Source organism: Winogradskyella sp. HaHa_3_26, from assembly GCF_019278425.1.
Taxonomy (GTDB): domain Bacteria; phylum Bacteroidota; class Bacteroidia; order Flavobacteriales; family Flavobacteriaceae; genus Winogradskyella; species Winogradskyella undariae.
The window spans coordinates 3636003-3649777 of record NZ_CP058981.1 but is presented as its reverse complement, the minus strand read 5'-3'; the positions used below and the strand labels follow the sequence as shown (position 1 = coordinate 3649777).

Genomic DNA, 13775 nt, shown 5'->3' with positions numbered 1-13775 from the left:
TATTTAGTTAGTTTACAAATATCGTGAAATAAACCAAAATTAACCTAAAAAGAATGATGCTTTTACTAAGTTTTTAAATTCATCCACTCTCTAAAAATAAGTGATATAGCCTATATAACAATCTTATGAGTATAATAAACTTGATTTTTGTTTTTATAATTTAGGCATTAAATCCATATCATTTAAAGACTATTACTAAACGTTTTAATTTGTTCTAATAGTTCATTATTTAGCTTTTCATTTGTAATCTTTCCTTCAGAAAAATTATCATAAAATAGAGGAAAAGAAAATTTAGAAACAATATTAGCACTATGTCTAGGAAAACGCTCTAAAGCCATTTCTAATACCGTAGCTCCTCCCCTTGCTCCAGGAGATGAAGCCATTAACAACATTGGTTTATCTAAAAAGGTTTTTTGTTCAACTCTAGAAGCCCAATCAAACACATTTTTAAATGCTGCAGAATATGCACCATTATGTTCTGCTAAAGACGCAATAATACCGTCTGCATTTTTAATGTAATTAACAAAGTTTATAGCCTGTTCTGGAAAACCAGATTTTTCTTCTCTATCAGTACTAAATATGGGCATTTCAAAATCATTTAAATCGAGCACAGAAACCTTTACTTCATCAACGAGCTGAGAAGCGTAAATTGCTAATTGTTTATTAATCGAAGTCGTACTATTGCTTCCTGCAAAGACTATAATATGTTTCATTTTACTTATTTTATTTAATGTTAAAAATACAAAACCACTATTTGTGTTCCAAATCATAAATTTTCAGGTATTAAAAATCACTTTCGAAACATCAAAACGTTTTTTGTAAATTCGTGCAAAACAATATTGCGCAATGGATATCAAATTCAACATAAACGAAGATCATAATAAACTTTTACTTTCCGATTTAAAAAAACGATTGGTAAAAGTAAAATTAGGTGGTGGCGAAAAAAGTATTGAAAAGCATAAGGCTAAAGGTAAGATGACTGCACGCGAACGTGTGAACTACCTTTTAGATACTAATGCAAAATCTATAGAAATAGGTGCTTTTGCAGGAGAAGGAATGTATGAACAATACGGTGGTTGTCCATCTGGTGGTGTTGTGGTAAAAATGGGTTACATAAAAGGAAAGCAATGTATAGTAGTTGCTAATGATGCTACAGTAAAAGCAGGTGCTTGGTTTCCTATTACAGGAAAAAAGAATTTACGCGCACAAGAAATAGCGATAGAAAACCGCTTACCTATCATTTACTTAGTGGATAGCGCTGGTGTATTTCTACCAATGCAAGATGAAATTTTCCCAGATAAAGAACATTTTGGACGTATTTTTAGAAATAATGCCATAATGAGCAGTATGGGAATTACACAAATTGCTGCTATTATGGGGAGTTGTGTTGCAGGAGGCGCTTATTTACCAATAATGAGTGACGAAGCCATAATTGTTGATAAAACTGCTAGTATTTTCTTAGCCGGAAGTTACCTTGTTAAAGCGGCTATTGGAGAGTCTATTGATAATGAAACTTTAGGTGGAGCGACCACACATTGCGAAATTTCTGGTGTTACAGATTATAAAGCTAAAGATGATAAAGATGCGTTAGATAAAATAAAGTCTATCGTTGATAAAATTGGAGATTTTGACAAAGCGGGTTACAATAGAGCTGAATCTAAAAAACCAAAAGAAAATCCTGATGACATATTTGGTATTCTTCCCAAAAGTAGAGCTGACCAATATGACATGAAAGAGATCATAAAACGTTTGGTTGATGATTCTGAATTTGATGAATATAAACAAGATTACGGAAAAACTATTATTACAGCTTACGCTAGAATTGAAGGTTGGGCTGTTGGTATTATAGCTAATCAAAGAAAGTTAGTTAAAAATAAGCAAGGTGAAATGCAATTTGGAGGTGTTATTTATAACGATTCAGCTGATAAAGCCACGCGATTTATAGCGAATTGTAATCAGAAAAAAATTCCATTAGTTTTTCTTCAAGATGTTACAGGGTTTATGGTAGGGAGTAAATCTGAACATTCTGGAATTATAAAAGATGGTGCTAAAATGGTAAATGCAGTAAGTAATTCTGTAGTTCCAAAATTTACTATTATATTAGGAAACAGTTATGGTGCAGGTAATTACGCCATGTGCGGAAAAGCTTATGACCCAAGATTGATTGCTGCTTGGCCTAGTGCAGAACTCGCTGTAATGAGTGGTAATTCTGCTGCTAAAGTTTTATTACAAATTGAAACCGCTTCCCTTAAGAAAAAAGGAGAAAAGATTACTAAAGAGAAAGAAGATGAATTATTTAATAAAATAAAATCGAGATACGATGACCAAGTATCACCTTATTATGCCGCTTCTAGAATTTGGACTGATGGTGTTATTGATCCATTAGATACTAGAACATGGATTTCTATGGGAATTGAAGCCGCTAACCACGCTCCTATTGAAAAACCTTTTAATATGGGAGTTTTACAAGTGTAAATTATGAAGAAAATTATTTTATGTTGCATTCTTAGTACTATTTCAATATCTAGTTTTTCTCAAGAGACAGACTTAGAAATTTTAAGAAACTATCAGAGTGTCAACTTATATGAAGGCAATATTCAAAAAGATTCTTTAAAAACGAAAAATACAATCATTTTAAAGAATGATACTTTAGTTGTAGTTAGTAGTAAAAATAAAGATGTTTTTAACTTAAGCTATGGAGAAATTAATGACAATCTATTAAAAGAATACAAAAATATTGTTTTTGGTAACGAAGAAAAAAGGAATAATTATTCTTATAAAAAGTATGAAATTAAACTATGGAACTCACCCATAAATTTATTTTTTCATAAAAAAGTACCGAAATACTTAAAGCAAGAATTAACAAGTCTTATAAATGAGATAAATACAAATATAGATTCTGTTCAAATTAATATTGTAAATAAAAAAGAAGCATCTAATTATTTTATTTATATCACTAATTCTAAAAATAAGGAAGAACTTCACCCTAATATCAACACCAAAAGATCTATTAGTTATAATTTACAGTCAAATGGACTAAATCATATATATAGTGGTGTTTTAAGAATAAACCTTGAAAGTATCTACAATAAAGAAGAGCAGATTATTAAATTAAAAAGACTTTTCATTGGCTCTTTAGGTATATTTCATTTAAGTGATTCTTTAAAGTGTAATAATTTTTTATCCAGTTGTTATACTGTAAATAAAAATCTGACTAAAATGGATATAGATTTAATAAACTTTCATTACAAAAACAAGTTTGACCAAAAAGTAAATCTGAATAAATTCGAAAAAATAATTTCTGCTTACATTGAAAAGAATGAATTTACAGATAACGTAATCATTAAATTATGATACATAAAACTGACATCAAAATATCAATTATAATATTATTTTGCTTAATCTGTAAGTTATCTTTTTCTCAAGATTCTACAAATATATCAGTTAGAATGATGCATTATATGAAGCTAAATGAATATAAAAAATTGCATGGTAATTTAACAAAAGAAGATTCTTTATCTTTAAAATTCCAAGACTCAGACACCTTAGTATTATTAACTAAAGATAAACTACCAAACTCTATTAAAGTTCCATACGAGCAAAGAGATTCCATTTTTTTAGATCTCTATACAGATGTTGTATTTAACAAAAATAAGAGTACAGAAAATATCAAAATGAAATATTGGAAAGAAGATATTAAACTTTTTTTTGATAAATCAGTTGATAAGAATTTAAAAAAAGAATTATTAGAATTTGCAAAAAGCATAAGCTCTAAAATAGATTCTTTAACAATTTATGAAGTAAAAGAAAGAACTGCTTCTAACTTTTTTATTTATGAAATAAATGAAAACTCAGAATATAAATTTGAGCCCAGAATAAAAAAATGGAATGGAAGCGGATATTATATCAATTGGGATGGAAGACAGCGCTTATATCAATGTAATTTAGAAATAAACCGAATGCAATTATTTAATAAAAAACTATTACATAATAAGGTAAAACAAACATTTTTTAAAGCATTAGGGCAATTTTATGTTATTGAAAAATTAGATTGCACAAGTCTATTTTCTAATTGCTATAAGGGTTCTGACCAAATATCTTCAATAGATATAGAGTTATTAAAATACCATTACTCCTATGGTATCTGTAAAGGTACAGATTTAGAAACCTTTGAAGAACAGCATAAAATTGCTAAAGAGTTATTAGAAAAAGCTAATCATCATCTTGAATATTATTATAACGATTAGAAAAAAGGTATAAAAAAAAGAGCGCAAAATGCGCTCTTTTTTTATGCTTAATATATAATGAAAGCTTATTCTAGTGTAATACCTTGACGTTTCGCTTTCTTTTCTTCTTTAATTTCTTTTAAACGTTCCATTGATGCACCTACAAGCCAGTAAGGTACTACAAATGTTAAAAGGAAAATCAATAACCAAAATCCAATAGTTAATATGGTTAAAAATGCTAAAAATCCTAAGTATTGATCAAATTCGAACATAATTCTTGTTTCGTTTACGTTTTACAGCTACAAAGATATAACCAATATCTAAGTTTTACAACAGCTTTCACTAGTTTTATTAACAGGTTATTAAAAATTAAAGTGCTTTCACTAATAAATCTGCTGATGCAGGATTTGTAGCAAGTGGTACATTATGTACATCACACAATCTCATTAGCATAAGTATATCTGGTTCGTGAGGATGACGATCTAATGGATCTCTAAAAAATAAAACCATATTACATTTACCCTCAGCTACTCTAGCTGCAATCTGAGCATCACCACCTAAAGGACCTGACATTAATGCATGAACACTAAAACCAGCTTTAATTACTTTTTCTCCAGTTGTACCTGTTGAAATTAAATTAATTCCTTTTTTATGTAAAATCTCATTGTGTTGGTTTAAAAACTGAACCATTTCAGCTTTTTTACCATCGTGTGCTATAATTGCTATTTCCATATTAAAGATTATTTATATGATAATTGACTAATCCTTCAATTGGTCGTCTTACAAAATTACCGATTTTAAATCCTAATTCTTCTGCAACTGCCTTAATTTCTTCTTGAGCAAAATAAGCAATAGAACCAGCAAAATGTACAGGAATTCCTGTTTCTAATTCTTCTTTATATTGAAGAATCATATTTTCAGCAAATAGACGAATACCCTTAGCTATAAGATTACTTATATACTCTGAATCTTTATTTATAAACATAAATTCAGCATGATCTGCCAAGTATGCACTAGGATTCGTTTGCTTATATAAATTATATTTAATGTAATCTGCGTCTAAACTATGTTTGTGAGCAAAGGCAACACTTATAGTATCGGGCATTTTATTAAAGTAATAATCTCTTATTAATTGTTTACCAAAATAATTCCCACTGGCATCATCCATTAAAATAAAGCCAAGACTAGCTACACGTTGATTTAAATTAGCACCATCAAAATAACTACAATTTGAACCTGTACCTAATATACAAACTACGGCAGCTTCATCATTAGAATTTATACACGCTCTAACAGCTGCATAAGTATCTTCTCTAACTTCTACTTTTGCGTTTACAAAATAATTTTCTAATATAAATTTTAATAAGAGTCTCGGTTTTTCAGTACCACAACCTGCGCCATAAAAATAAACATGAGTTACATCTTTGGCAATAGCCATTAACTCATCACTCTTTTTTATAATTTTATTGATTTTTTTCTCTGCAACTATTGCAGGGTTTAAACCCTTGGTTCTTATTTTATCAACGGCTTGCTTACCATTTTTATCTATTGCAATCCAATCGCATTTTGTAGAACCACCATCTGTTATTAAAATCATGATAATGTATATAAATAAAAATTCCGTAGTTTATGACAAATCATAATTCTACGGAATTTTCAGAATTAATAATATGTCTTAAAGGTTATTTACCTTTTGAGCTAAATCAACTAATTTATTAGAATAACCAAATTCGTTATCATACCAAGAGATTAACTTGAAGAATGTAGAATTTAATTCAATTGAAGCATCAGCATCAAAAACACTAGTTCTTTCTTCACTTACAAAATCTTGAGAAACTACAGCGTCTTCAGTATAACCTAAAACACCTGCCATAGATCCTTCTGAAGCTTTTTTCATAGCAGCTTTAATCTCAGCTAAAGTTGTTTCTTTTTTAGTTTTAACTGTTAAATCTACTACAGAAACATCTACAGTTGGTACTCTAAAAGCCATACCTGTAAGTTTTCCGTCTAATTCTGGAATTACTTTACCTACTGCTTTTGCAGCACCTGTAGAACTTGGAATAATGTTGTTAAGAGCTGAACGACCTAAACGGTAGTTTTTACGAGATGGAGCATCTACAGTAAATTGTGTAGAAGTTGCAGCATGAATCGTTGTCATTAAAGCTTCTTCAATACCAAAGTTATCTTCAATTACTTTAGAAATTGGAGCTAAACAGTTAGTTGTACAAGATGCGTTAGAAACAATTACGTCACTAGCAGTTAATTTATCATCGTTTACTCCCATTACAAACATTGGAGCATCTTTACTTGGTGCAGAAATAACTACTTTTTTAGCACCACCATCAATATGATATTGAGCCGTTTCTAAAGTTGTAAAAATACCTGTACATTCTGCTACAACAGTTGCACCAGCTTCGTCCCATTTAAGACTTTTTGGATCTTTTTCTGCAGTAACACGAATTGTTTTTCCGTCTACAACTAAATGCCCATCTTTTACTTCAACAGTTCCGTCAAATCTTCCATGAACAGAATCATACTTTAATAAGTATGCTAAATGCTCAACGTCTAATAAATCGTTGATCGCTACAACATCTACATCGCTACGTTTTACTGTTGCTCTAAATACTATTCTTCCAATTCTACCGAATCCGTTGATTCCTAATTTCAAATTTGCCATTACTTTATTTTTATATTAATTTTTATTTGTTCTTAAATTGACATGATATCAGAAACTCTTAAAAGTTCCTTGTTTATTTTTGATTTTCCTTTTACTGCTTGGTCAAATGGAGTTAATTCCATGATATCATTTTTTAGACCAACCATATAATTACTTTTTCCTGTAATTAAACTTTCTACGGCTTTAACTCCCATTCTACTTGCTAATACACGATCAAAACAAGATGGAGAACCACCACGTTGCATATGTCCTAAAACAGATACACGTACTTCGTATTCAGACATGTTTTCATCAACATAATCCTTAAGTTCAAAAACATTTTTACCGATTTTATCACCTTCAGCAACAATAACGATACTAGAAGATTTACCAGATGCTTTACTACGACGTAAAGATTCTAATAACCTATCTAAACCTAAATCTTCTTCAGGAATTAAGATTTCTTCAGCACCAGCACCTACGCCTACATTTACAGCAATATGCCCTACATCACGCCCCATTACTTCAATAAAGAATAATCTGTTATGTGAACTTGCAGTATCTCTAATTTTATCTACAACTTCTACAACTGTATTTAGAGCTGTATCATAACCTAGTGTATGTGTTGTACCGAAAATATCATTATCGATAGTTCCAGGAATTCCCATAACAGGAAAATTAAATTCTTTATTAAAAACCATTGCACCAGTAAAACTACCATCTCCACCAATAACAACAAAAGCGTCGATACCTGCTTTTCTTAATTGTTCATATGCTTTTTTTCTACCTTCAACAGTTCTGAAAGCTTTAGATCTTGCAGATTTTAAAACGGTACCACCTTTGTTAATAATCCCTTTTACACTTCTTGCATCCATTTCAATAAAATCCCCATCTATCATACCTTCATAACCTCTATAAATGCCGTAGCATTTTTTGTTATGAAATGCACAAGTTCTTACTACTGATCTAATAGCAGCATTCATGCCTGGTGCATCTCCTCCCGAAGTTAAAACACCTATTTTTTTAATTGTTTGTAGCATTGTCTAATTTATTTACAGTAAAATTAAGAAAGAATCTATAGATAAAACTGACTAATATCATAAAAAACTCAGCCGAAAATCAATTCAATCGTTTTCGTTAATAAGTATTCAAAAAAAAAGTAACTTATTTAGATATTTCATTCTTTAGTTTCCTTTTTTTCTTCTTTTATTGTCATGTAAGCAGGTAAAAAGTCATTATCTTCTGGCTCCTTTTTTTCTTTTTCTTGAGTTCCAGTTTTAACTTTTTTATTTTTTCCTGAAAAGATAATTTGAAGCAATTCCTTAAATGAATCGAATTCTACATTATATGATAGTCCTACACCTTGTGTATAGCCTATTTCTTCACCAAAATTTCTAATACTATTTTCTCTATTAAATACTTTGGCTCTTAATGTTCCGTCTTCGTTCAACAACAAATCTATTTGAACATCACCACTTATAACTGTCTGACTTGCACTGCCAAAAGGTACACCAACTTTACCGTTAACCAAAATCTTATCACTAATTTTTGTTTGAAGTGTAACACCTACTTTATTATCCGTTTGTAATTCTGGTGTATCTTGACCTATTTCAAAATCAAAACCAACATCTAAATTCCCATTACTGGTTCCGAAGAGGCTATTAACGATTCCTGTGAGTCGTTCTGAAATGGTACCTGTAAAATTAGCTCCCGTAACTCCACTTGAAAATCCACCAGACATTAAAAATATTAAGGCTTGATTGTCTCGTTCCTCTTTTGAAGAAAGCCTATATTCTAACTCGGATTTCACAGTAGAACTTACGTTTGGAAATCTAAATGCAAATTGAGGGTCTGGTTGTTCTAATTTACCGGTTAAATGAATTTCAACTTCAACATCAATACTTTGATTAATAGGATTATCTAAAAGAACTGAAGGGTTTGCATTACCTGCATAAAGTGCTTTTAAGTTAATTTCAGCCCCCATAGGATCACCTTCCCAAACAATACTACCTCCTTGTTCTACTTTAAATTTCTTCTCTACAAAACCACCATATTTAAAATTATAAAACCCCTCTAACACAACGAAATCTCCCCACATATTGAAGGTTCCATTAGTATTGATTAAAAAGTTTAATCCACCTACACCTTTTCCCTTAATGGTACTTCCAGCTTCTTTATCTATTACAATTTCTATGGTTGCATTTTCATTAACATTTAAATCGAAATCTAACACTAACCCTTTAATTTCTATCTGCTCTGTAATTTCACCTTTTAATCTCGTTGCTTTCTCTTCTGGGCTTAAAAAATGGATAAAAGAATTATCACCAAAGCTTTCTGAATCATTTAAAGGTATAAAAAACTCGGTTCCAGCTTCTGTCCTTCCATTTATAACTTTAATGACTAACTGTTGAGTTGGCCCCTTTATTTCTGCTTTACCAGAAATAAATCCGGTACCATAATATAATTCATCTTCCGACTCTTCTGTATCTAAAACTAAAAGTCGGTCTGTAGTCAATTCTAATCCTAATTTCCAATCTGAAAAATTATCGTGGGCAATAAAACCATTTAAGTTTCCTTTAGAAAAGTACTTAGAATCTGTCATAGCGACATTATTAAAAATGAATTGCTGACCTCTAAGCGACACTTTAGAATCAAAATCAAAACCATAATCTACATTAAGGTACGGAATAGACAAACCTGCCCTATCGAGCATTAACTCTCCATAAATTGCTGGTTTTTTTAAGCTTCCTCTAACATTTGCAAAACCTGAAACTAAACCTCTAATATTATTAATAACACCTTCTCCTAATGGGTTTAATGGATCTAACATAAACTCCTCGAATGTTACATCTAAATCTATTGTAGGGTTTTGATTAGAGACATCAATCATTCCTTTTGCATCAAATGATTTAAGATTATCATTGATTAGAGTTACGTCTACATCATAATTAGTAATAGAATTATTTCCTTCTATTTTAGCACTAAGATTTCCTAAATCATAATCATTAACAAATAATCCACTTATTTCTATATTAGATTTTGGTAAATAAACACCATCGGTTTCTACGACATCTAATTTACCATTTACAATACCTTTTAATGCTAAACTATCTATACGAGGTGTTATTTTAACCAATTCAACATCCTTAAAATCGACATTAAAGTTTTTATTTAAAGAATCTTTTACTGTTCCTGAAACTAATATTTCTTCATCATCGTGAACTATACTAATCGGAAAGACATTAAAGGCTTTAAAATCTCTATCAAATTGGATTTTGTTTAAACTGTCTCTTTTCGAATTTAAAAACCATCTATACCCTTTAAATTTGACATTCGATCTGTTAATCCCTACAACAGATTTGTTCGTTTTATCTATCGTATAAAATAGATTTAAATCAAATTTATCAGTGTTATTTTCACCTCCTTTAAATTCTGACTTAATAAATAAAGTATCTCGTTTTGTTACATTAATAAGACTAAATTGAGATGCATTATAAATACCAGCACTAAGACTATCAATCTCTATATAGGTATTATACAGTGGGTTACTATTATCTATATCAACGTTAATATTATTAGCAAAATAATCTTTAAATTTTATTTCTGGCGAGTTAAAGGTAAGCTCAAACCCTTTTTCGTCTGTTTCAATCCGCCCTTCTATAAACGTATTTTTTCCAAGTGTTAAATCCTTAAAAAATACCGCTGCAATTTTAGAGTATATGTTGAATTTAAAACTAATATATTGCCCCTCTTCTACCACATTTGGAACATAATTGGTATAAATACTCCCAACAGAATTTTCTACCAAACCAAGGATATCTTTTGTTTTAAACTGCCCTGTTATTTCACCATCTATAATATCTGGTGAGTTTATAGAAATTGTACGTTCTTTATTATCAAAAGAAGATACAATATCAAAATCTTCAAATGTGTAATTATTATCTTGGTTTTTATACGTTGTGTTTTTAATATTAATTGCTCCAACAGCATTATCTAAAGTTGTCCCAGTTGCAGTCATTGTAACTAATCCTCTAAATTCTGCAATACTATCTCTTGTTACAAAATTTAAATTAGTAAGATTTGCATAACCAACATTGGCTTTAAAATCGAATTTTTTTAGGTCTTCAGAAAAATCAGCCAATCCATTAAAATCAAGTTGAAGGTTAAGATCTTCGACTTCTAAAACTCCATTAAAAATACTATTACCAAGATCGCCAGAGAGCACAATATCTCTATAAGTATAGTTGTTGTAATTTAAAACAGAAACTCTACCTTTCACCTTAGTATTTAAGTTTTCTATGGTAAAACCTTTTCCGTTAACATCAAGATTTAATGTTGTTTTTTTAACTAAGGGATCATTGATTAATTCTCCGATATCAAATTCGTCTAAAATAACATTACCAACATAACTAGCATTATCTATATTGTCTATATCGGTCAGTTTTAAATTAGATTTTATAAAACCTAAATCAGTATCTATCTCTAAATCTGCTTCAACACTTTTAGCGGTAATAAATGATGTTCCATTTATTTTAAAATTTCCAACTTTAGAAATTACTGTTGGAATAGAATTCCCCAAAAGGCGTGGTAATAACGCCGTTAAATCTCTATAATTAGAGGCTAAATTTTGAAAATCACCATATAAAGCAAAACTATTTTTTTCACTACTAAATAAATTTTTAAATGTAATATCTCCTAAAATCCTAGTATTACTACTTGTGCTTACATTAAGGTTTTTAGCTTCAAGATTATTTAATGTCCCTGATAAATCCGCATTAAAATTAGCATGCTGATCTGTACCAAACTCATCAAAAAAGGCATTTAACTCTGTTAAAGAAATATTTGAATCTCTAAAACTAGCTTCTACATTAACCTTGTCTGTAAAATGTTTAAAATCTTCTCTATTGTAATTAAACATTAAATCACCTTTTAATTCTGAAGCATCTGTTTTTATATTCAGATTTCCAAAATTCATATGATTTAAAGTATATTCAAAATTTGCCATTAAATTATTAACAGCAATACCTCTACTATCTTTAAAACTAAATTTATTAATACGAGCTCTGACTTCAGGTCCGTTAATTAAAAAATTGGTTGTATTGGCATTTAATTCCGTGAATTGAAAAATTTGTGGAGTTTCTAAATTCTCATCAATCAATCTAAACACACCATCTTGTATAGAAACATCACTAGAAGAAAACAAAAACTCACTTGGTCCGACTCTTGGATTATCTGAATCGAATTTTGCGACAAACACATCTAAATTTGTGTCTTTTTCTCCTTTATAAGTTTTTAAATTAAAAGCTACATTTTTAAGATCAATATCTCCAAAATTAAGCTTACTGTTATATAAATTTCTAAAACTAACAATTGAACTATTAAGCTCTCCTACACTAATTAAGGTATCTTTCTTGTAATCTTTAATTAAAATTTCTTTTAATTCAATATCTCCATTGAGCTGAAGACCTACACTCCCGATATTTATATTTGTCTTAAAATCATTATTAACTCGATCTGTAATATACCTACCTAGCTTAGTTTGTACAGCAGGAATTGAAAGTATCAAAAACAAAATAAACAAAAGGAGGAGTATTATCCCTGCCAATTTACCTATTATTTTGAGTATCCGTTTGATAGATTTTATGAGTTTTAATGTGTGAATTCTTATTACCTTTGCCTTTACAATACGTTGTTAAATATAGTAATGGACTATAAACGGTAAAATTAACAATTATTGTGCCTAATATCGACTATGAAAAAAGAAAATATTTATATCCTTGGAATTGAATCATCTTGCGATGACACCTCTGCTGCAGTGCTATGTAACGACAAAATTTTAAGTAATGTTGTGGCTGATCAAAAAATACACGCAGAGTACGGAGGCGTTGTACCAGAATTGGCTTCACGCGCACACCAACAAAACATTGTTCCTGTTGTACACCAAGCCATTGAAAAAGCAGGGATTAAAAAAGAACAATTACATGCAATTGCATTTACAAAAGGCCCAGGATTAATGGGATCTTTACTTGTGGGGACTTCTTTTGCTAAATCTTTAGCCTACGGATTAGATATTCCTCTTATAGACATCAACCACATGCAAGCTCATATTCTGGCGCATTTTATTGATGAAGAAGATCACAAAAAACCACCTTTTCCATTTTTAGCTATGACAATTTCTGGCGGACATACCCAGATTGTTAAAGTAACGAGCTATTTTGATATGGAAGTTTTAGGCGAAACTATTGACGATGCCGTTGGAGAAGCTTATGATAAAAGCGGAAAAGTTTTAGGTCTAGGTTATCCTGCAGGACCAGAAATAGACAGACGTGCACAATTAGGAAACCCAAAAGCTTACAAGTTTACAAAACCAAAAGTAGATGGATTAAAATTTAGTTTTTCTGGACTAAAAACGGCTATTCTTTACTTTGTTCAGCGTGAAGTAAAAGCTAATCCAAATTTTATTGAAGAAAATCTTAACGATATCTGTGCATCTATACAATACACCATTATTGGTATTTTAATGGATAAATTAAAATTAGCCGTAAAACAAATGGGTATTAATCATATTGCTATTGGTGGTGGTGTTTCTGCTAATTCAGGAATAAGAAAAGCATTAAAAGATGCTGAACAAAAATTTGGATGGACAAGCTACGTACCTAAATTTGAATACACTACAGATAATGCTGCAATGATTGCTATTGTTGGCTATTTAAAATATTTAGAAAAAGATTTCTCTGATTTTGATGTTATGGCTACAGCGCGTTTAAAATTGTAATTACTTTAATTTATTAAAAAATAAAAAAATATAATAACGGCCTTTAACTCTCTATTTTTTAAATTGTTAAAACATCTGTTAATATCTTATTAGCTTTACTTCTATATTAGTTTAAAAT

At 30.0% G+C, this 13775-nt stretch carries 11 protein-coding genes; 4 read left to right on the top strand and 7 right to left on the bottom strand.

The features are described from left to right. Window positions 1-182: 182 nt before the first annotated feature. Complete coding sequence (locus H0I32_RS15745) at window positions 183-713, bottom strand: NADPH-dependent FMN reductase (RefSeq protein WP_179314507.1); 531 nt, start codon at window positions 711-713, stop codon at window positions 183-185. A 133-nt stretch (window positions 714-846) separates the two neighbouring features. Between H0I32_RS15745 and H0I32_RS15740 the strand changes: the two genes are divergently transcribed. From H0I32_RS15740 to H0I32_RS15730, 3 genes are read left to right on the top strand one after another with little or no spacing between them, the layout of a single operon-like run. Continuing rightward, entirely contained in the window at window positions 847-2475 is a 1629-nt protein-coding gene (locus H0I32_RS15740) for an acyl-CoA carboxylase subunit beta (RefSeq protein WP_179314506.1), read from the top strand. 3 nt (window positions 2476-2478) lie between these two features. Next, window positions 2479-3354: a DUF2927 domain-containing protein gene (locus H0I32_RS15735; RefSeq protein WP_179314505.1), complete on the top strand. Its 876-nt coding sequence runs from the start codon at window positions 2479-2481 to the stop codon at window positions 3352-3354. Next, a complete protein-coding gene (locus tag H0I32_RS15730; RefSeq protein WP_179314504.1) occupies window positions 3351-4247 on the top strand; it encodes a hypothetical protein in 897 nt (298 codons plus the stop codon). Before H0I32_RS15735 ends, H0I32_RS15730 begins: the two co-directional genes overlap by 4 nt. A 65-nt stretch (window positions 4248-4312) precedes the next feature. Here the strand turns inward: H0I32_RS15730 and H0I32_RS15725 are convergent, their stop codons facing one another. The 6 genes from H0I32_RS15725 to H0I32_RS15700 form a co-directional block, all read right to left on the bottom strand. After that, entirely contained in the window at window positions 4313-4498 is a 186-nt protein-coding gene (locus tag H0I32_RS15725; protein WP_173589412.1) for a hypothetical protein, read from the bottom strand. Window positions 4499-4595: 97 nt separating this feature from the next. Continuing rightward, the gene (locus tag H0I32_RS15720) at window positions 4596-4958 is read right to left on the bottom strand and encodes a methylglyoxal synthase (protein ID WP_173589411.1); all 363 of its coding nucleotides are present in this window, start codon (window positions 4956-4958) and stop codon (window positions 4596-4598) included. A gap of 1 nt (window position 4959) precedes the next feature. Beyond that, complete coding sequence (locus H0I32_RS15715; protein ID WP_173589410.1) at window positions 4960-5823, bottom strand: N-acetylglucosamine kinase; 864 nt, start codon at window positions 5821-5823, stop codon at window positions 4960-4962. Window positions 5824-5901: 78 nt separating this feature from the next. Beyond that, the gene (gap, locus tag H0I32_RS15710) at window positions 5902-6903 is read right to left on the bottom strand and encodes a type I glyceraldehyde-3-phosphate dehydrogenase (protein ID WP_173589409.1); all 1002 of its coding nucleotides are present in this window, start codon (window positions 6901-6903) and stop codon (window positions 5902-5904) included. A gap of 32 nt (window positions 6904-6935) precedes the next feature. Further along, entirely contained in the window at window positions 6936-7922 is a 987-nt protein-coding gene (gene pfkA, locus H0I32_RS15705) for a 6-phosphofructokinase (RefSeq protein WP_173589408.1), read from the bottom strand. A gap of 137 nt (window positions 7923-8059) precedes the next feature. Further along, window positions 8060-12448 carry a translocation/assembly module TamB domain-containing protein gene (locus H0I32_RS15700; protein ID WP_246293642.1) on the bottom strand — a complete coding sequence of 1463 codons (4389 nt, stop codon included), beginning with the start codon at window positions 12446-12448 and terminating at the stop codon, window positions 8060-8062. A gap of 186 nt (window positions 12449-12634) precedes the next feature. Between H0I32_RS15700 and tsaD the strand changes: the two genes are divergently transcribed. Continuing rightward, entirely contained in the window at window positions 12635-13657 is a 1023-nt protein-coding gene (gene tsaD / locus H0I32_RS15695) for a tRNA (adenosine(37)-N6)-threonylcarbamoyltransferase complex transferase subunit TsaD (protein ID WP_179314503.1), read from the top strand. Window positions 13658-13775 lie beyond the last annotated feature (118 nt).